Genomic DNA, 17,078 nt, shown 5'->3' with positions numbered 1-17,078 from the left:
GGACGCCTTCATTTCGCTTTTGAAAGGACCATGTCCAGTCGCGTCTGCCCATAAGGCGTCGACACGGTATAAATCCTTGCCTCCATCCCCCGCCCCCTGGCGGTGATGCGATGCGCCGGGCCGAGCATCTCGGTAGCGACGTCCATGCCCTCGGCGCGGGCTTTTGCGTAATAGAAAGCCGAAACATCGTCTCGGGCAACGGGCGTCAGCAGCGATACGGCACGCAGGTCGCAGTCGCCGCTGGTATTCCCGGCGCCCTCCCGCAAATTCGCAAGGGGGTAGATCGGCAGGACGGACGGCCAGTCCACAGCCCAGCGAGCGGTATAATTGACCCCTTCCGCACAGTCGCGGAAGGTTGGGGTCAGGGCCGCCATGTCCTGCAGGGCGATGGCCGCGCTGGCCGGTATGAATTTCTCTTCGGCCGGTTCGGTTACAGGGGGTAGCGGCGGAACCCTCTTGCCCAGCAATTCGGCGGCTTGCGCCTTGGCCGTCTCGATCGCTTCTGCCGTACCGACCACGGGGGGAACCGTGTTTTCCGTGCTGGATGTCAGCGCGGCATTCGCCTCGTTTCGGCTGGAGAGGTCGGGATCAGTCATGATCTGATCGTTGACCGCCTGGACCGCGACGGGGTCCCGTTCGGGCGGCAGGAAGGCTTGGTCGTCCCCTTCGCCGCATCCGGCGAGGGCAGCCATGGCAGCCAAGGGGAGGAAAACACGCAACATCGCGCGCGGCCTTAGCGCAATCAGGGTAAAGACCGCGCTAACGGACGTGTCGTTGTTGAGCTCCCACGCAAAAACGTCCCGGACCGGAGGATTCCGGACCGGGACGCCTTTCACGGCCTGGTGGGGTGCCGCGCCCCGCCCCCTGCTCTCGCAGGCGGCGAAGTTCGTTGATCGATTATCTGGTTACCACCATCACCGGGGCCGGCTTAGCGGCAGCGCGAGCCGCCCCGGTCGATTTCACGGCCCAAAAGGGCACCGCCAGCCGCGCCGAGGATCGCACCCAGCGTGCGGTCCCGAGCGACTTCACGACCGATAAGAGCGCCGGCCGCACCGCCGATGAGCAGGCCGGTCGTGCCGTCCTTCTTCTGGCAGTAATACTGGCCGTCGCGGCGATCGCGCCACACGCGGGTATCGCGGTAGACCGGCTCACCGTAATAGGCGCGTTGCTGGTTGTAGCCCCGGTCGTAGTAATTGCTCCGGTGGCCGCGACCGCGCTTGTACCGCTTGTGATGCTTGCGGCCGTGCTCGAACTGCATGTCGCCCATCGGCTGGACGCTGGACACGCCGAACGACGTATTGGCGGCGATACCGTGGCCGGCAGGTGCGGCAGCAGCAGGAGCGGAGATGGCCATACCGGCGGCTGCGATGAGGCCGAGGGTGGCGGTCTTGGCGGTGCTGATCATTGCGTAATTCCTTGGTTCGTTTGGTCATCTGCCGGGCCGTCCACCGTGACCCTTCGACACGTTCAGCAATACGCCCCGTTTCCTGAACGGAATGCAACCGCGTTGTCAGATTGCGAATTTGCGATGAAGCGAGCCAATCCGGCGGACGAATTGACGGTTGCCGCTTTGGTTGCAGGGGCTTAACCGGCGCGGGTGAGCACATCCGACATCCCGGCGCCGCAGGGCGCTCTCCCTACCGGTGACGCCGGTGCCCCTGATTCGTGCCGCTCCGGACTTCCCGCTGCGCTCGCAGCCTATCTGATCTGGGGGCTCCTCCCGCTCTACCTGATACTGGTGTCGAGCGTGCCGCCCTTCGAGTTCGTTGGATGGCGCATCGTCTGGACCCTGCCGATCTGTGCGCTCATCGTGAGCGTACGCGGACAATGGGGCGAGATCCGCGCGGCCCTGTTCAATTTCCAGACGCTGAAGATCCTGCTGGCGACTGCGACCCTGATTGCGATCAACTGGTTTGTCTATGTCTGGGCAATCCAGACGGGCCATGTCTACGCCGCCAGCCTCGGCTATTACATCAACCCCCTCCTCAACGTGTTGCTGGGCACAGTTTTGCTGGGCGAGAAATTGTCCCGCCTGCAATGGACCGCGGTCGCCCTTGCCGCTGCCGGCGTAGCGGTCCTCGCCGCAGGTGCACTGACCACGCTGTGGATCAGCCTGACCCTGGCATTCAGTTTCGGTACCTACGGATTGCTGAGAAAGCGTGTGCCGGTTGGTGCCCTGCCCGGTCTGACGATCGAAAGCGGGCTCCTGCTTCTGCCCGCGATGGGGATTGCCGGATGGTACGCGGCTTCACCCGCAGGAAGCGCCTTCGATGATTCGCTGCTCCTGAGCCTGGCAATCGTCCTTGGCGGCGTGCTGACCGCCATTCCGCTATGGCTGTTCGCCGTTGCGGCAAAGCGCATGGCCTACTCCACGCTGGGCTTCATCCAGTTTCTGGCCCCGACCATCGTTTTCGTGCTGGGCCTGACCGTGTTCGAGGAAGAGCTGAAGCCGGCGCAGGCTCTGTGCTTCGCGCTGATATGGATCGCGCTGGCGCTGTTCGTCTGGGACCTCTGGTCGAAATCGCGCGTCAGGCCAGCCGCCAGCTGAGTTCCTGCCCGGCATGAAAAGGAACGATCGGTCCGCCGCCGGCTTCCAGCGTTTCGGGCACCACATGGCTTTCCCGCTCGAGCGTGATCGTGCCCTCATTGAGCGGCAGTCCGTAGAATGCCGGGCCGAATTCGCTCGCAAACCCTTCCAGCCTGTCCATCGCGCCTTCCTGGTCGAAGACTTCGGCATAGCTTTCGATGGCGAAGGGCGCATTGAAGATACCGGCACACCCGCAGGCGGTTTCCTTCGCATCCTTCGCGTGGGGCGCGCTGTCGGTGCCGAGGAAGAATTTGGGCGAGCCGGAAACCGCCGCCGCCCTCAGCGCCAGCCTGTGCGTTTCCCGCTTGGCCACCGGCAGGCAGTAATTGTGCGGCTGTATGCCGCCGACCAGCATGGCATTGCGATTGATGTGGAGATGCTGCGGGGTGATCGTCGCGGCGACCGTCGGCCCGGCGTCATTCACGAAATCGACCGCATCCTTGCTCGTGATATGCTCGAAGACGATCTTCAGCTCGGGCAGGTCGGCATGGAGCGGCGCCAGCGTTCGGCGGATGAACTCTTCCTCGCGGTCGAATATGTCGATGTCGCTATCGGTCACCTCGCCATGGATGCACAGGATCATCCCGATCTGCGCCATGCGTTCGAACACCGGGCGCAGCTTCGCAATGTCGCTGACCCCGTGGGAGGAATTGGTCGTCGCATTCGCCGGATACAGCTTGGCCGCCGTGAAGATACCGGAAGCAAACCCCTCGGCCAGGTCGTCGGCATCGGTATCGTCGGTCAGGTAGCAGGTCATGAGCGGCATGAAGCCGGACCCATCCGGCAGCGCCGCCAGTATGCGGTCGCGATACTGCGCCGCCGCGGCAGAGGTCGTCACGGGCGGCGACAGGTTCGGCATCACGATCGCGCGGTCGAACTGGTTCGCAGTATACTGGACCACATCGGCCAGCATGGCGCCGTCGCGCAGGTGAACGTGCCAGTCGTCGGGGCGGCGGATCGTCAGTGTCTGTGTCATCGGCGCATGGCATAAGGGGGCGCGCGGCCTGTTTCCAGACGCTTTGCAAAAGGACGGCCGAATTGCCGGAACGAACCGGATTCAGGATACCGTCCCTTGACCGCATCGCAGGAAGTCCCAGTTTGTCCGGTATGACCGCTTCCCGACTGTTCGACCGCGCGCTCGTGCGACTGACCCCTTCCGATGGAAGCGAGGACGTCCCCGATTTTCTGCAAGGCCTGCTGACCAATGACGTCAAAGGGCCGCTTCCCACCTACGCCGGATTGCTAAGTCCGCAGGGCAAGTGTCTGTTCGACATGATAGTCTGGCCCGCGGGCGACGGTGGCTTGCTGCTCGATTGCGAAACGGCCGTGGCAGACGAACTGGTCAAGCGGCTGTCCCTCTACCGGTTGCGCCGGAAGATCGACATTTCGGTAGATGCCGGGTTCGGCGTTTACTGGCAGGCCCAGCAAGGCGACGGCGGCGCTCCGGATCCCAGGCTGCCCGCTCTGGGCCAGCGCTGGATCGCTCCGGTTGGCGAAGCGGACGAGGCGGCCGATGCGGCATGGCGCAACCACCGCCTTTCGCTCGGCGTGCCGGAAGGCCGCGAGGAACTCGGTGACATCCTTTGGCTCGAAACGAACGCTGCCGAGCTGAACGGGGTGAGCTTCGCCAAGGGTTGCTATGTCGGGCAGGAGAACACTGCCCGGATGAACTGGCGCCAGAAGGTCAATCGGCGGCTGATCGCTCTTCCTGCCGATCAGGCCGAGGAGAAACGGGTGAAAAAGGCGCATGACGACCTGGGGCTGGTCGTTGCCCATATGCGTGTCGCCGATATCGACCCCTCCCTGACGCCGGAGTGGATGCGGTTGACGGCGGAAGACTGACTCGCCTGCCGGTCCAGGCCGGCGCGCCCTACCCCGCCCCTTCCCTGTCCATCGATGCCTGTATCAGGGACGCATCGATGATGTTGGCCGCCATGTCGCGCGCCGTCGAGCTTCCCAGCTTCAGGGATTGCGCCAGGGGTGCGCCTATCAGCGACTGGCCGAGGGCCAGAAGGACGACGGCCAGCGTTGCCTCGTGGGCCACGCGCGTTTCCTCGCGGTCGCTTTCTTCCGGATGGAGGTCGTGCACGAGGTTGTGAATGGTCTCGACAAAGGGCTCGATCGAATCCTCGTGCCCCGTCGCCAGCATCCAGCTGACGAGCGCGCCACCGCCCTCCTTGTCGAAAGCGTCGAACGCGATATCGACCACTTCGCGCGGCGTGCCGAGCCCGGCGCGATTGGCCCGCACCGCTTCTGCAACGCTTTCGCAGACCGTTTCCGCCAGATGCGAGGCAAGCGCGCGCTGCAGGCCGGACGCCGAGCCGAAATGATGCAGCAGGTTCGCGTGGGTGCGCCCGATCCGTGCGCCCACCGCCTTCAGCGTCACCGCCTGGGGCCCCGCCTCGATCAGCAAGGCACGGGCAGCCGAAAGTGCGGAAGCGCGCGATTCCTCGGGCGAAAGTCTTTTGCGAGTGGCCATCGCAGCCGCTGATAGAGTGCGCTCGCGCCTGCGACAAGCATCGCTGCAAATCGCTTATTGACATATATGTCAGTAACGTTATTGACATCGTTGTAAGTTAAATCGAGGACGCCATGAACGCCCATACCTCCATCCAGTCCGAAGCTACCTCCCCCTCGGGCAGCCCCGCCGATCTGGAAATCCGCATCCGCGACGAACGGTTCAACCGCAACACCTCCCCCAATCGCTGGTGGGCCGGTGATGCGTTCGGAACGGCGTGGCACAATGCGCTGTCGGCCACTTTCCCGCGCGGAGAAGCGTTCTTCATCGAGGCGGTGAAGGCGCACCGGCCGCAGCCCGGCGAAGGCGCAAATCCCAGGCTGGAAGCGGAGATCCGCGCTTTCGTGCGGCAGGAAATCAACCACACGCGTGAACACATCGCGTTCAACCGCCTGGCTTCCGATGCGGGTTACGACATCGCGAAGATCGACGACCGGGTCCGTGAAATGCTGGAACTGACGAAGGGCCGGCCCGCCATCGCCAACCTCGCGGTCACGATGGCCCTGGAACATTATACCGCCATGATGGCGCACGAATTCCTGGCCAACCCGAAGCATTTCGAGAATGCCGATCCCGAAGTGCGCGACATGTGGCGCTGGCACGCCGTGGAAGAGGTAGAACACAAGGGCGTGGCCTACGATACCTGGCTGCACGCCACGCGCGACTGGAGCGGCTGGAAGGCGTGGAAAGTCCGCTCGCTGACCATGCTGCTGGTGACGGCGCGTTTCTTCAAGAACCGCTGGGCCGACACTATCGAGCTGCTCGCGCAGGACGGGATTACCGGGTGGAAGGCCCGCTGGGGGCTCTTCAAGTACCTGACCGTCAGCCCCGGCGTCGTGCGCCGGATTTTCCCCGCCTGGCTGTCCTATTTCAAGCCGGGTTTCCATCCGTGGGACCATGACGACCGCGAATTGATCGGCAAGTACGAAGGCGAATTCGAAGCCGCATTGCTGCCTGCGGAGTAATAAACCTCTCTCCAAGGAGAAGCCCCGGTACCGTTCGCGCGGTGCCGGGGCTTTTTCCTGTACGCTGTCCGGCGGCCTCAGGCAGCGCGGCGCTCTGCCTGAAGCAAGACGCCCTCGCCCAGACTAAGTGCGTATTCGGCGGTCGGTGCGGCTTCACCGCGGCCGCAACTATGGCGCTCCATGATCCGGCCCGTGGGCTGGAAGGCGAGCTTCTCCAGCACCCTGCCCGATGCGGGATTATCGAGGAAATGGCTTGCGACTACGCGGCCATGCCCCAAGGTCCGCGCCACTTTCAGCACGGCCTGGCAGGCCTCCGTCGCATAGCCCTGCCCCCAATGCTGCCGCGCGATCCAGTAGCCGAGTTCCACATCACCATCATGCGGATCGATACCGACACAGCCAACCAGGGACGCATCGTCGGCCCGGGTGATCAGGAAGCGCGGGTAATCGAAGGCGATCGGCAGTTCGACGAATGCGCGCGCATCATCGGGTGAATAGGGCCACGGGGCACGCGCGAGATTACGCACGACGCCTTCGTCGGCGATCCCGCCGAGCACCTGGCTCCAGTCCTCTGGCCATGGGGGCCTGAGCAGCAATCTTTCGCTGCGATGAAACACTGCACTTCTCCTCATCCGTGCCTCGATGCATCCAACTAGCGGTGCATCATGACGGTTTCCTGTCGCCAATCGCAAAATCGGCTGACCGGAGAGGGAGAAACGACAAGAGGGAGACGGGCTCCCTGTGATCCAGGAAAGCCCCATCTCCCTCTACGTGTGCCGGTGGTAAACCCGGCTGGGACCGTCCCGGTGGACGGTTCCCTTATCGAACCGTCCGTTTACTCGGCTGCTTCCGCAATCGCATCGACCGATACGTATTTGCGGGCCTGCTTGCCGGTGTGGAATCGCACCACGCCGTCTTCGAGCGCGAACAGGGTGTGGTCCTTGCCCATGCCGACATTGGTGCCGGGATAGAACTTGGTGCCGCGCTGACGCACGATGATGTTGCCAGCAAGGACGCCCTCACTGCCGAATTTCTTGACGCCAAGACGACGACCAGCTGAGTCGCGGCCGTTGCGGGATGAACCGCCTGCTTTCTTATGTGCCATGGTCCGGGTTCCTTACTTCTTGTCGTCGGCCTTCGGGGCCGCTTTCTTGGCTGCGGACTTCTTCGGGGCCGCCTTGGTTTCCTCTGCCGTAGCATCGGAGGCCTTCGCAGCCCTCTTCGGCGCGGCCTTTTCGACCTTGCTGTCACCGACCTGCGTAATGCGCAGGAGGGTCATCATCTGGCGATGACCGGCCTTGCGGCGGTAGTTGTGACGGCGACGCTTCTTGAAGACCGTCACCTTCTCGCTCTTCGCCTGCGCGATGATTTCGGCCGACACCGTCACCTTGCTGGCATCGGCGATCGAATCGCCTTCGCCTGCAAGCAGGACGTCGCCCAGCGTGATGGTTTCGCCAGCTTCCCCGGCGAGTTTTTCGACTGCAATCTTGTCTCCGGCGGCAACCCGATACTGCTTGCCGCCTGTGCGCACGATAGCGAACATGGCTTATCTACTTCCGTTTTAGTTGCTGTGCCGACCCCTTGCAGGAACGGCGCGCCGGACGAACCGCCTGATGGCAGTGCCCGGAAAGATGGTCGCCGTTAAGGCACGGCGGCCGCCAAGTCAACGACCGATCGCCCGGAATCTGGTGCGGCACGGACTCTTTCCCCGCATCCCCGTTATCCCGGCAAGCGCCTTCCGCCATGCAGGGTGGCGCAGCCCCCCGCTCGTGGTAAGGGCACATGGTATGGAAAGTCCGACGATGACCTTCAAGCTTCTCATGGCGCCAGCCGCGCTACTCGCCCTGTCCGCATGTGCCGCGGCGAGCAGCGACTATCCCTCGCTCGCCAGCCGCGACGCCGAACGGCCGCGCGGCGCGATCGACGCCCCTCCCCCAGCCGAACCCACCCCGCCTCCAACGCGCGTTGTCGGAGCGGACATTCTGCAACAAGTCTCTGACCTGCGAAGCGAGGCCGCGTCGGCGCACCAGCGTTTCCTCCGCTCTGCCCCGGCGGCCCGCCGTGCCGTTGCCGCAGGCGCCGGTGCGGCCCGCGCAAGCGATGCATGGGCGAGTGCGCAGGTTGCCTTGGCCGACCTCGAAACCCAGCGTTCGCGAACGGCTATTCCCTTGGCCGATCTCGACGAGCTTCTCGTCTCGCAGGCGACCGCCTTCGACCCGGTAGCCGAGATCGCACAGGCTCATGCGGACGTCGCCGCCTTGGTCGAAGAGGAGGACCGCGTATTGGCAGGCCTGCGTTCACGGATTCGCTAGTGAGCCTGGAATGCGCCTCCTGCCCTGTTCGCGACTGGGCCGCCTGCGCAGTCCTGTCGGACCAGGAGCGGACCGAACTGGCAAGCGCCGGCCGGACGCGGCTGCTCTCGAGAGGCGAGGTCCTCTTTTCCGCAGGAGACGATAACGATGCCTGTGCCACCCTGCTGACCGGCGCGCTCAAGGTGTCGTCGGTCGATGCATCGGGAGAGGAACGCATCCTCGCCCTGATCCATCCCGCAGGGTTCGTTGGCGAAATGTTTCGCCCTTTCACCGACCACGACGTTACCGCGCTGACCGATTCCCGGCTGTGCCTATTCTCGCGCGCATCGATGGAGCAGGCGCTGGATCGGCATCCGGCGCTCGCGACCGCCCTGTTGCGGCGTTCGCAGGACGAGCTGCACGCCGCGCGGTCGCTGCTGCAACTGACCGGCAAGCAGGATGCGGGAACACGGCTTGCGGGCCTGATCCATTCGCTCGCCAATGCAGCCAGCCATTCCCCCTGTCACCCGGCACGAACCTTCGACCTGCCCCTGACGCGCGGCGAGATGGCGCAAATGCTGGGTATCACTATAGAGACGGTCAGCCGCCGTCTGTCGCAGCTGGAGAAGGATGGCATCATCGCCAGGCACGGAAAACGCGGGATCGAACTGGTCGATCCCGCGCGCCTCTCCGCCCTCTCGGGAAGTCTTTAGCGGCTGCCTGTCAGGCCACGATCGCTGCAATCGTCACGCAGGCGAGGCCCCAGAAGACGATCAGGACGGGCAGCATCAGCATCTGGATCGCTGCATCCCGCGATTTTAGCGGTCCGGTATGGGTCATGATACCTTGGCTGCGAAAGGCCGCCATGCTCAGCGGTCTGGCGTCGGTCGGCGGGTCCAGCCGCGCCCACAGTGCCGGGACGCCGAACCCGGCCACGATGAACAGGGCGAAGATCGCCATCGGGATGATGAGGCCGGGCGAACGCATGCCCACTGCCATTATTCCGAGAAATCCGAGATAGAGCGCCACGGTCACACCGTAGAGGGCCTTCGGCATTTCGAAGGTGCGGTCGACTTCATGCGGCTTTTCCCGCCGCAAAGGCAGGGTCTCGTGAACGATGGCATTGGCGGCGAGCACGTCGCGGGCGAGAAGATCGGACATCGTGAAATCCTCCATTTGTGTCGGAGGACCTTGTGCACCGACACGCGTCGGCGCGCTTTGACGCAGGTCAAACTGCGAAGATTATTCCGCCCGCTGCCAGCGTTCCCTGTCGGAATGGTCCGATTGGCGCGGGGTGATCCAATGCCATGCACCATCGTCGCCGCCTCCACGGCGCTCCCGCTTCCAGAACCACGCGGCGGTTTTCAGGTGATCCATTACGAAATCGGCCGCCTCGAACGCTGCGCGGCGATGACGCGCCGCCGCCGCGACCAGCACGATCGCCTGTCCGGGACGAAGCATGCCGACACGGTGCCAAGCCAGCACCCCGTCGAGATCCCAGCGCCGTATCGCTTCTTCCGCTATGGCGTCCATACCGGGCAGGGTCAGCGGCTCGTAATGGGTCAGTTCCAAGGCCTTCACATCGCCGTCCGGCCTGACCTTGCCGGTAAAGCTGGTCAGACCGCCCGACGCCGGATGGGCAGCGTTGAATGCAGCCAGCGCCTCCCCCACGGAGAAGCCGCTTTCCCACACGCGCACATCGGCGGGCGTCGCTATCTGCAGCCTAGCCACCGCTGACCGGTGGAAGCAGCGCGACCTCGTCGCCTTCTTTGGCATCGAGACCGGTCTTGTCGGAAAGCACGCTGCCGCGGCACGCCACGTGGACGCGGCTATCCTGCAATTGCTCGGCCACTCGGGACGATACCTGCGCCAGCAATCCGGCCCAATCGAGCGGGGCTTCGAAAACGCGTTCCTCCGCCCCTTCGAGATCGGCCAGCGGCCCCAGGAAAAGCACGCGAACCATCTTCAGCCCCCGGTCATCGACATGTGACGGTCCAGCGCAGGCGCTTCGCCCACACCAATACGGAAATGATGTCGCTCGGGCTTGATCGCCATGGCCTCGTCCAGTGCGACCTCAAGGTTTTCCCGTGGTGTCTCCGACCGGAGGGCAGCGCGCAGATCGACACGTTCTCCGCCGCCGAGGCAGGGAAACAGCTGCCCGGTCGTGGTGACACGGATGCGGTTGCACCCGGCGCAGAAATTCTCGGTCAGTGGGGTTATCAGGCCGAGCAGTCCGCCGGTTTCCTCCACCCGGACATAGCGCGACGGGCCGCCGGTGCGGTGGTCCGAGGGTTTCAGCGTCCAGCGCCGCTCCAGTTCACGGCGCACCCCGGACAGGGGCAGGAAACGGTCGCTGCGGTCCTCGTCCACCACGCCCAGCGGCATGGTCTCGATAAGCGTCATGCCGTGCCCCTCGCCATGCGCCCATTCGACGAGGGAGGGAATTTCCTGCTCGTTCACCCCCTTCAGCGCGACCGTATTGATCTTGACCGCGATGCCGGCAGCCTTCGCCGCCGCTATGCCCTCCAGCACTTGCGGCAATGCGTCGCGCCGGGAAAGCGTCCTGAACGTCTCCCGGTCCAGCGTGTCGAGCGAGACGTTGATCCGCGCCACCCCGGCATCGCGCAAGGCAGCCGCGTGGGTCGCCAGCTGCGTGCCGTTCGTGGTCATCGTCAATTCGTCCAGCCCGTCGCCGACATGGCGGCCAAGCGCGCGGACGAGATCGATCGCGTCACGGCGCACGAGGGGTTCTCCGCCGGTCAGGCGTATCTTGCGCACGCCGCGATCCATGAAACCCCGGGCCAGCGCGTAAAGCTCCTCGAGGTCCAGGACCTCCTTGCGCGGCAGGAAGGTCATCCGCTCCGGCATGCAATAGGTGCAGCGCAGGTCGCAGCGATCCGTGATGGAAAGACGCAGATAGGTGATCCGGCGCCCGAAACCATCGACCAGGTCTCGACCGTTGCTCACGAGCCTTCTCCTTGCTCGAGTGTGATCTCACTGCCGCCTGCTTCCAGCGGGAGATACTGTCCCGTGACAGCCTCGGCCATGGCGAGATATTCGGTCGTCGCCGCCCTTGCGCGGGGATCGTCGCCTCCGATCACATTGACCCGGACAGGGGCATGAAGCCGTGCCATGTCGCGCGCTGCTGCACGTCTCCAGTCGGCGTGATCGTAAGGCCCTGTCGGCAGGATCAGAACGACGCTGGCCGCACCATCGGCAATGGCATGGGCGACCGCGCCGGAGAACCGTTCGTAGAAAGTGGCAGCCGCTTCCAACGCCCCCGGCGCGAGCGGACCGGTTTCGATAACGGCCTGCCTCAAGCCCGACACAGCGCCTGTCATCGGCGTTCGCGGGACAGGGTGATACCGATCTTTTCCGCGCCCACGGCGATGGCCAGCTTCACGATATGGACAGTTACGCTCAGCACGTTCTCGTCCTGCGCGAACAGCGTGTCGCAGATATGGTCCGCGACAGATTCGATAAGCTTGAAATGCACCCCTTCGGGCAGGGCCTCGGTGGCGGCGAATTTCAGGTCCATGTAATTCTTGCTGGCATCGAGCGGCGTATCCGGTTCGTACCTGTCGGCAACCTTGTACCCGACCTCTATCGTGATGCGCAGGGGCTGGGGCTTGCCGGTCTCTTCCGAGTAGATACCGGTCAGGACATCGGTTTCGATGTCGGCAAAGCGAAGGGTCAGCGAATCGGCCATCGGGCGCCTGTCTAGCGCGGATTCGACCAGCGCGCGAAGATTGCCGTGGGCAGCAACCGTCCGCCCTCGCCCGTTTCGCGTACGGCCAAGTCGCCATGTTCGATACTGCCAGGCAGATCGGCGAAAATGTCCGCCAGCAATCCGCCGAGCGAGAGGCTGCTCATCCGCACGGCATAGACGGTCAGGAACAGGAAGCGGCTGTCACCGTCCAGCAGAGCACGGCAATCGCGGACCAGCGGGGCGAGCCCTTCCTCGATACGCCAGGTCTCGTTCTTCGGACCGCGCCCGAACTTCGGCGGATCGAGAATGATGCCGTCATACCTCTTGCCGCGCCTCACCTCGCGTGCGGCGAATTTGGCGGCGTCGTCCACTAGCCAGCGGATCGGGCGATCGTCCATTCCCGCCAGTGCGGCATTCTCGCGTGCCTGCGCGACCGATTTCTTCGATGCGTCGACATGGGTCACCGGGCCGCGATCGCTCAGTGCCTGCGTGCCCACCCCGGTATAGCCGAACAGGTTCATCGTGCTGGCATCGCGCGTTCCCGCCAGTTCCGAACGCATCCAGTCCCAGACGGGGGCCATGTCGGGAAAGAAGCCGAGATGGCGGAACGGCGTATTGTGAGCTGTGAAGCGAGTTTCGCGCCATGCCAGCGGCCAGCCTTCCTCCGGCACATCGGGTGAAAGTTGCCAGCGCCCGCCGCCATCTTCGTCCGCGCCGGGGATGAATTCGCCGTCGGCGTGCCAGTCCTTTCCATTCTGATCGAACCGGGACGACCACATCGCCTGCGGTTCCGGACGGATGAAGCGGTAAGGCCCGAACTGCTCCAGCTTGCGGCCCTCGCCGCTATCGACAAGGGTGTAGTCATCCCACCCCTCGCCCGCCATGACGACGGGTTGTTCGACGAGCTGAGCCATCAGGCGCTCGGGCTGGCGTGTTCGAGGATGTAAGCGGTCAGGGCTTCGTAATCCCCCGGCAGGGATACACACCGTTCCTCGCGCGAGAAAAGGTCGCCCATCCGGACCGGGAGCGCTGGCCGCGTTCCCGTTGCCCGCTCCACCGCATCGCGGAATTTCGCCGGATGCGCCGTTGCCAGCGTGACCACCTGGACGTCGGACGGCACATCGGCCTTCATCGCGGCGTCGAAACCGATGGCCGTGTGCGGGTCGATGACCTGTCCGCAATATTGATGGGCGCGCCGCATGGTCTGCGCCATGGCGTCCTGATCGACCCTTATGCTGGTGAAGAGTTCCGCAGCACTGCTCTGCTGAAGGTCGGTCAGCATCATGGCGCGGCTTGTCTCGAACCCTGCCATCTGCGTGGCCAGTGCAGCTCCGTCGCGCCCGCCGCAATCGAACAGCAACCGCTCGAAATTGGAGCTGACCTGTATGTCCATGCTCGGCGCTGCAGTCGGGGTGACTTCGCCAGCGGAATAATCCCCTGCCGAGAGCGCGCGGTGGAGGATATCGTTCACATTGGTCGCCACCACCAGTTTCGCGACCGGCAGGCCCATTTTCGCTGCGACATATCCTGCGAACACATCGCCGAAATTACCGGTGGGAACGCTGAAGGCGACCGGTCGGTCCGGCGTGCCGAGCTGCAGGGCGCTGGTGAAGTAATAAACGACCTGCGCCAGAAGCCGCGCCCAGTTGATCGAATTGACCGCGCCGAGCCGCAGCGTGCCCTTCAGCGCGTCATCGCCGAACATGCGCTTTACCGCGGCCTGGCCGTCGTCGAAACTGCCGGAAATCGCGATGTTGTAGACATTGGGCGCAAGCACGGTTGTCATCTGGCGGCGCTGCACGTCGCTGATGCGGCCTTCGGGATGGAGCATGAAGATCTCCACCCCGTCACGCCCAGCGACGGCGTCGATGGCTGCGCTCCCCGTATCGCCGCTGGTCGCGCCGACCAGGGTCAGCTTCTCCCCGCGGCGGGACAGGAATTCCTCGAACAGCAGGCCCAGCATTTGCAGGGCAACGTCCTTGAACGCCAGGGTCGGTCCATGGAACAGTTCCATCAGCCAGTGCTGCTGGTCCATCTGCACCAGCGGAACCACGGCCTTGTGCGAGAAGCGGCCATAGGCCTGCGCGGTCAGTTCGCGCAGCCTTTCGTGGGTGAGCGAATCGCCGATAAAGGGCTCCATCACCCGGGCAGCGACTTCGGCGTAGGGGAGCCCGCGCATGGCCGTGATTTCGGCAGCGGAGAATTGCGGCCATTCTTCCGGCAGGTACAGTCCGCCATCGCTGGCAAGGCCGGCAAGGGTCACCTCTTCGAAGTCGAGGACGGGGGCGGAGCCGCGGGTCGATACATAGCGCATGGCGGGGTGCTAGCGGCGGCCTGCGGCTGCGACAAGAAAGCTAGTCTTCATCATGGCCGAGATCGTCCACCTTCAGCGCCGTGCGAACATCGCCATCCCCGTCACGAAGACGGCGCCGGATCGCCAGGAAGTAAATGACGACCGCCGTGAGGGCGAAGAAGAACCACTGGCCGGCATAGGCCAGATGGTTGTTGGGCAGATCGGCAGGGTCGGGCGGTGCGAGGGCGATAAGTCCCGCTCGCGGCGGATCGGCAAGAAGGCGCGGACCCGGCGCTATAATGCCCGTCACCTGCCCGCCGGTCCATTGCGGGCCGCCGGGCGCTCTGGTCCATCCGAGCGCGATTTCCGTCTCGCCGCCACCTGCCAGTTCGCACCGGGCAATCTGCGCCCAGCCCTTCGCGCCGCGTTCGCTGGTCCCGGCGGTTGCGCGCCGTTCGACAACCCGCTCGCATTCGACCGAACTGCGACGATAGAGGACGGGCTCTGCCGCGTCTTCGGAACGCGGGTATTGGACCGGCGCGGCAATTTCGCCGGCCCCGGCATAGCGGGCCAGCATCGCGTCCTTCTCGTCCGCGCGGTCCAGTTGCCAGAATCCCAGGCGGATCATGACCAGCACAGCGACCAGGACGATGATAGTCGGTATCAGGGGAAGCTTCTTCGTCACCGGTGGTTGCTCCGTGCTTCGCGCGCGCCGTGCCGGAATTCCGACGCGATCAGAGCGCCCTTCGCCAGTCTCAGACCGCCAAGCGTCAGGGCGGTGATCAATGGCAGCCATAAAATCGCGTGGATCCACACGGGCGGTGCCAAGGCGACCTCCATCCACGTGGCCAGCCCGACCACAAGAGCCCCGACGAGCAGGATCAGGAAAGCGGCAGGTCCGTCGCCCACATTGAACTTGGCGAAATCAAGGCTGCAAGCGCGGCAGGTCGCAGCAAATCTTACGATCCCGCAAAACAGCGTGCGCTCCCCGCAACGCGGACACAAACCGAAAAGGGCAGCCTGCCAGATGGCGGGCTGCCCCTTTTCGTGGTCCGGCGAGCCGCCTGAACCGTTCACTGCCATCAGTGGTATTCGGCGCCCCAGCCGCCCCAGACATAGACGACGATGAACAGGAACAGCCACACGACGTCGACGAAGTGCCAGTACCAGGCCGCAGCTTCGAAACCGAAGTGCTGGCGCGGGGTGAAGTGGCCCTTGTACGTACGGGCAAGGCAGACGATCAGGAAGATCGTGCCGATCAGGACGTGGAACCCGTGGAAGCCGGTCGCCATGTAGAACGCCGAGCTGTAGGTGTTGCCGCCGAAAGCGAACGGCGCGACGCCATATTCGTACACCTGGACGAAGGTGAACAGCGCGCCCAGCAGGATCGTTGCCCACAGACCTTTCTTCAGGCCTTCGCGGTCGCCGTTCAGCAGCGAGTGGTGGGCCCAGGTCACGGTCGTGCCCGAACACAGCAGGATCAGCGTGTTGAGCAGCGGGAGATCGAACGGATTGAGGACTTCCTCGATCGCGGCAGGCGGCCAGACGCCGCCGACGACTTCGGAAAGCTCGCTCGGAAAGAGGGCGAAGTCGAACCAGCTCCAGAACCAGCCGACGAAGAACATCACTTCGGACGCGATGAACAGGATCATGCCGTAACGCATGTGAAGCTGCACGACAGGCGTGTGGTCGCCGCGCTGCGCCTCGTTCACGACCTTCGAGAACCAGCCCCAGAACGTTGCGATCAGACCTGCGATGCCCAGCCCCAGAACCAGCCAGGCGTTCGCCATGTCGTGCATGTAGAGAACCATGCCGGACGTGAAGGTCAGGCCCGAAAACGCACCGACCAGCGGCCAGATGTCGGGATCGAGAATGTGATAGTCGTGATTGACGTTACCGGCCATGGGTCGCGTATCCTGCTTGGTAGTCCTGAATTCGTATGGCTGCCCCTAATACGGCAACGCGCGGTGGTCTAGAGGGCGGGTGCCCGCAAGTGTCAGCTTTCTTCGTCGCTCTCGCCCGGAATTGCCTTGTGGAAGGTGTAGCTCAGCGTGATCTGCTCCACGCCCTTCGCGTTCTCGTCCTCGAGAATGGCGGGATCGACGTAATACAGAACCGGCATCCGCACTTCCTGCCCGGGTTGCAGTGTCTGCTCCGTGAAACAGAAGCACTGAATCTTGTTGAAGTATTTGCCCGCCTGTTCCGGTTCGACATTGAAGGTCGCCGTGCCGGTAATCGGAACGGAAGACGTGTTCTTCGCGGTATAGAATGCCATGTCGCGCACGCCGATCTGCACCGTGTCGGTCGCCTGCGCCGGCTGGAAGACCCATGGCACGTCGCGCGCAGTGCTGGCATCGAACCGGATGGAAATCGGCTTTGCCCCGGCACTTGCGGCCAACCGTTCTGCAATCGCGGCGTCGGCTTCGCTTGCCACCTGTGTCGTGCCGCCGAAACCGGTCACCCGGCAGAAGAGGTCGTAAAGCGGTACCGCGGCGTAGCCGAGGCCGAGCATGGCCAACGCCAGGCCGATCGCCATCAGGCCGGTCCGGGCGTTGCGATTCTCGTCTACGGGGATGCTTGCCATCAGTCGCCCATCCTGACGATGGTGATGGCGTAGAACAAGACGACGAAAAACAGCAGCAGCAGTCCGAGCGCGACATTGCGCGACTTGCGGCGGCGTTCCAGTTCGGCTTGTTCTTCAGGTGTCATGGAAGG

Annotated in this window: 25 protein-coding genes; 5 read left to right on the top strand and 20 right to left on the bottom strand. The window is 64.1% G+C overall.

Features of this window, described 5'->3' with window-relative positions; translation table 11 throughout:
* Positions 1-8: 8 nt before the first annotated feature.
* Both PF049_06555 and PF049_06550 read right to left on the bottom strand, forming a co-directional pair.
* Positions 9-722: a hypothetical protein gene (locus PF049_06555; GenBank protein WBY17794.1), complete on the bottom strand. Its 714-nt coding sequence runs from the start codon at positions 720-722 to the stop codon at positions 9-11.
* 206 nt (positions 723-928) lie between these two features.
* Entirely contained in the window at positions 929-1,405 is a 477-nt protein-coding gene (locus PF049_06550) for a glycine zipper 2TM domain-containing protein (GenBank protein ID WBY17793.1), read from the bottom strand.
* A gap of 207 nt (positions 1,406-1,612) precedes the next feature.
* Here PF049_06550 and rarD point away from each other — a divergent pair, with 207 nt between their 5' ends.
* On the top strand, positions 1,613-2,548 hold the full coding sequence (rarD, locus tag PF049_06545) for an EamA family transporter RarD (GenBank protein ID WBY17869.1): 936 nt from the start codon (positions 1,613-1,615) through the stop codon (positions 2,546-2,548).
* Here the strand turns inward: rarD and pyrC are convergent.
* Positions 2,529-3,563, bottom strand: coding sequence for a dihydroorotase (pyrC, locus tag PF049_06540; protein ID WBY17792.1), 1,035 nt, complete (start codon positions 3,561-3,563; stop codon positions 2,529-2,531). The two genes, rarD and pyrC, sit on opposite strands and share 20 nt — an antisense overlap.
* A gap of 131 nt (positions 3,564-3,694) precedes the next feature.
* Between pyrC and PF049_06535 the strand changes: the two genes are divergently transcribed.
* Positions 3,695-4,429 carry a folate-binding protein gene (locus PF049_06535; protein WBY17791.1) on the top strand — a complete coding sequence of 245 codons (735 nt, stop codon included), beginning with the start codon at positions 3,695-3,697 and terminating at the stop codon, positions 4,427-4,429.
* Positions 4,430-4,457: 28 nt separating this feature from the next.
* Here PF049_06535 and PF049_06530 read toward each other — a convergent pair whose 3' ends face one another.
* Entirely contained in the window at positions 4,458-5,066 is a 609-nt protein-coding gene (locus tag PF049_06530; GenBank protein WBY17790.1) for a TetR family transcriptional regulator, read from the bottom strand.
* A gap of 113 nt (positions 5,067-5,179) precedes the next feature.
* Here PF049_06530 and PF049_06525 point away from each other — a divergent pair, with 113 nt between their 5' ends.
* Positions 5,180-6,070, top strand: a complete 891-nt coding sequence (locus PF049_06525; protein WBY17789.1) for a metal-dependent hydrolase — start codon at positions 5,180-5,182, stop codon at positions 6,068-6,070.
* Between the two features lie 77 nt (positions 6,071-6,147).
* Here PF049_06525 and PF049_06520 read toward each other — a convergent pair whose 3' ends face one another.
* From PF049_06520 to rplU, 3 genes are all read right to left on the bottom strand, one after another.
* Positions 6,148-6,687, bottom strand: a complete 540-nt coding sequence (locus PF049_06520; protein WBY17788.1) for a GNAT family N-acetyltransferase — start codon at positions 6,685-6,687, stop codon at positions 6,148-6,150.
* Positions 6,688-6,905: 218 nt separating this feature from the next.
* Positions 6,906-7,175 (bottom strand): 50S ribosomal protein L27, encoded by a 270-nt coding sequence (gene rpmA, locus PF049_06515; GenBank protein ID WBY17787.1) that lies wholly within the window; start codon positions 7,173-7,175, stop codon positions 6,906-6,908.
* A 12-nt stretch (positions 7,176-7,187) separates the two neighbouring features.
* On the bottom strand, positions 7,188-7,613 hold the full coding sequence (gene rplU / locus PF049_06510) for a 50S ribosomal protein L21 (GenBank protein ID WBY17786.1): 426 nt from the start codon (positions 7,611-7,613) through the stop codon (positions 7,188-7,190).
* 259 nt (positions 7,614-7,872) lie between these two features.
* Here rplU and PF049_06505 point away from each other — a divergent pair, with 259 nt between their 5' ends.
* Both PF049_06505 and PF049_06500 read left to right on the top strand, forming a co-directional pair.
* Complete coding sequence (locus PF049_06505) at positions 7,873-8,382, top strand: hypothetical protein (GenBank protein WBY17785.1); 510 nt, start codon at positions 7,873-7,875, stop codon at positions 8,380-8,382.
* Positions 8,382-9,074 (top strand): Crp/Fnr family transcriptional regulator, encoded by a 693-nt coding sequence (locus tag PF049_06500; GenBank protein WBY17784.1) that lies wholly within the window; start codon positions 8,382-8,384, stop codon positions 9,072-9,074. The genes PF049_06505 and PF049_06500 overlap by 1 nt, the downstream gene beginning before the upstream one ends.
* Before the next feature lie 10 nt (positions 9,075-9,084).
* Here PF049_06500 and PF049_06495 read toward each other — a convergent pair whose 3' ends face one another.
* From PF049_06495 to PF049_06435, 13 genes are all read right to left on the bottom strand, one after another.
* Complete coding sequence (locus PF049_06495) at positions 9,085-9,522, bottom strand: hypothetical protein (GenBank protein ID WBY17783.1); 438 nt, start codon at positions 9,520-9,522, stop codon at positions 9,085-9,087.
* Positions 9,523-9,603: 81 nt separating this feature from the next.
* Positions 9,604-10,092 carry a molybdenum cofactor biosynthesis protein MoaE gene (locus PF049_06490; protein WBY17782.1) on the bottom strand — a complete coding sequence of 163 codons (489 nt, stop codon included), beginning with the start codon at positions 10,090-10,092 and terminating at the stop codon, positions 9,604-9,606.
* Positions 10,085-10,324 (bottom strand): MoaD/ThiS family protein, encoded by a 240-nt coding sequence (locus PF049_06485; GenBank protein WBY17781.1) that lies wholly within the window; start codon positions 10,322-10,324, stop codon positions 10,085-10,087. The genes PF049_06490 and PF049_06485 overlap by 8 nt, the downstream gene beginning before the upstream one ends.
* Before the next feature lie 2 nt (positions 10,325-10,326).
* Complete coding sequence (moaA, locus tag PF049_06480) at positions 10,327-11,328, bottom strand: GTP 3',8-cyclase MoaA (GenBank protein ID WBY17780.1); 1,002 nt, start codon at positions 11,326-11,328, stop codon at positions 10,327-10,329.
* Positions 11,325-11,681 carry a hypothetical protein gene (locus PF049_06475; protein ID WBY17779.1) on the bottom strand — a complete coding sequence of 119 codons (357 nt, stop codon included), beginning with the start codon at positions 11,679-11,681 and terminating at the stop codon, positions 11,325-11,327. Before PF049_06475 ends, moaA begins: the two co-directional genes overlap by 4 nt.
* 17 nt (positions 11,682-11,698) lie before the next feature.
* Entirely contained in the window at positions 11,699-12,070 is a 372-nt protein-coding gene (locus PF049_06470) for a dihydroneopterin aldolase (protein WBY17778.1), read from the bottom strand.
* 11 nt (positions 12,071-12,081) lie between these two features.
* Positions 12,082-12,984 carry a class I SAM-dependent methyltransferase gene (locus PF049_06465; GenBank protein WBY17777.1) on the bottom strand — a complete coding sequence of 301 codons (903 nt, stop codon included), beginning with the start codon at positions 12,982-12,984 and terminating at the stop codon, positions 12,082-12,084.
* Positions 12,984-14,384: a threonine synthase gene (thrC, locus tag PF049_06460; GenBank protein WBY17776.1), complete on the bottom strand. Its 1,401-nt coding sequence runs from the start codon at positions 14,382-14,384 to the stop codon at positions 12,984-12,986. The genes PF049_06465 and thrC overlap by 1 nt, the downstream gene beginning before the upstream one ends.
* Positions 14,385-14,424: 40 nt before the next feature.
* Positions 14,425-15,048 (bottom strand): SURF1 family protein, encoded by a 624-nt coding sequence (locus tag PF049_06455; protein WBY17775.1) that lies wholly within the window; start codon positions 15,046-15,048, stop codon positions 14,425-14,427.
* Positions 15,045-15,446, bottom strand: a complete 402-nt coding sequence (locus PF049_06450) for a DUF983 domain-containing protein (protein WBY17774.1) — start codon at positions 15,444-15,446, stop codon at positions 15,045-15,047. Before PF049_06450 ends, PF049_06455 begins: the two co-directional genes overlap by 4 nt.
* The gene (locus PF049_06445; protein ID WBY17773.1) at positions 15,446-16,267 is read right to left on the bottom strand and encodes a cytochrome c oxidase subunit 3; all 822 of its coding nucleotides are present in this window, start codon (positions 16,265-16,267) and stop codon (positions 15,446-15,448) included. The genes PF049_06450 and PF049_06445 overlap by 1 nt, the downstream gene beginning before the upstream one ends.
* A 92-nt stretch (positions 16,268-16,359) precedes the next feature.
* Positions 16,360-16,947 carry a cytochrome c oxidase assembly protein gene (locus tag PF049_06440; GenBank protein ID WBY17772.1) on the bottom strand — a complete coding sequence of 196 codons (588 nt, stop codon included), beginning with the start codon at positions 16,945-16,947 and terminating at the stop codon, positions 16,360-16,362.
* The gene (locus PF049_06435; GenBank protein WBY17771.1) at positions 16,947-17,072 is read right to left on the bottom strand and encodes a hypothetical protein; all 126 of its coding nucleotides are present in this window, start codon (positions 17,070-17,072) and stop codon (positions 16,947-16,949) included. The genes PF049_06440 and PF049_06435 overlap by 1 nt, the downstream gene beginning before the upstream one ends.
* Positions 17,073-17,078: the final 6 nt, after the last annotated feature.

It is taken from the genome of Erythrobacteraceae bacterium WH01K (genome assembly GCA_027941995.1).
Taxonomy (GTDB): Bacteria; Pseudomonadota; Alphaproteobacteria; order Sphingomonadales; family Sphingomonadaceae; genus CAJXSN01.
Note: the sequence above shows the minus strand (reverse complement) of the source record. Positions and strands in the feature narration are given on the sequence as shown.

What these genes read in the sequence shown, in the direction of transcription:
- thrC (WBY17776.1), bottom strand. Translation starts at nt 14,384, where the DNA reads ATGCGCTATGTATCGACCCGCGGCTCCGCCCCCGTCCTCGACTTCGAA.
- PF049_06435 (WBY17771.1), bottom strand. Translation starts at nt 17,072, where the DNA reads ATGACACCTGAAGAACAAGCCGAACTGGAACGCCGCCGCAAGTCGCGC.
- PF049_06470 (WBY17778.1), bottom strand. Translation starts at nt 12,070, where the DNA reads ATGGCCGATTCGCTGACCCTTCGCTTTGCCGACATCGAAACCGATGTC.
- PF049_06505 (WBY17785.1), top strand. Translation starts at nt 7,873, where the DNA reads ATGACCTTCAAGCTTCTCATGGCGCCAGCCGCGCTACTCGCCCTGTCC.
- PF049_06535 (WBY17791.1), top strand. Translation starts at nt 3,695, where the DNA reads ATGACCGCTTCCCGACTGTTCGACCGCGCGCTCGTGCGACTGACCCCT.
- rpmA (WBY17787.1), bottom strand. Translation starts at nt 7,175, where the DNA reads ATGGCACATAAGAAAGCAGGCGGTTCATCCCGCAACGGCCGCGACTCA.
- PF049_06525 (WBY17789.1), top strand. Translation starts at nt 5,180, where the DNA reads ATGAACGCCCATACCTCCATCCAGTCCGAAGCTACCTCCCCCTCGGGC.
- pyrC (WBY17792.1), bottom strand. Translation starts at nt 3,563, where the DNA reads ATGACACAGACACTGACGATCCGCCGCCCCGACGACTGGCACGTTCAC.
- PF049_06450 (WBY17774.1), bottom strand. Translation starts at nt 15,446, where the DNA reads ATGGCAGTGAACGGTTCAGGCGGCTCGCCGGACCACGAAAAGGGGCAG.
- PF049_06495 (WBY17783.1), bottom strand. Translation starts at nt 9,522, where the DNA reads ATGTCCGATCTTCTCGCCCGCGACGTGCTCGCCGCCAATGCCATCGTT.
- PF049_06555 (WBY17794.1), bottom strand. Translation starts at nt 722, where the DNA reads ATGTTGCGTGTTTTCCTCCCCTTGGCTGCCATGGCTGCCCTCGCCGGA.
- PF049_06445 (WBY17773.1), bottom strand. Translation starts at nt 16,267, where the DNA reads ATGGCCGGTAACGTCAATCACGACTATCACATTCTCGATCCCGACATC.
- rplU (WBY17786.1), bottom strand. Translation starts at nt 7,613, where the DNA reads ATGTTCGCTATCGTGCGCACAGGCGGCAAGCAGTATCGGGTTGCCGCC.
- PF049_06465 (WBY17777.1), bottom strand. Translation starts at nt 12,984, where the DNA reads ATGGCTCAGCTCGTCGAACAACCCGTCGTCATGGCGGGCGAGGGGTGG.
- PF049_06530 (WBY17790.1), bottom strand. Translation starts at nt 5,066, where the DNA reads ATGGCCACTCGCAAAAGACTTTCGCCCGAGGAATCGCGCGCTTCCGCA.
- PF049_06550 (WBY17793.1), bottom strand. Translation starts at nt 1,405, where the DNA reads ATGATCAGCACCGCCAAGACCGCCACCCTCGGCCTCATCGCAGCCGCC.
- PF049_06485 (WBY17781.1), bottom strand. Translation starts at nt 10,324, where the DNA reads ATGGTTCGCGTGCTTTTCCTGGGGCCGCTGGCCGATCTCGAAGGGGCG.
- PF049_06440 (WBY17772.1), bottom strand. Translation starts at nt 16,947, where the DNA reads ATGGCAAGCATCCCCGTAGACGAGAATCGCAACGCCCGGACCGGCCTG.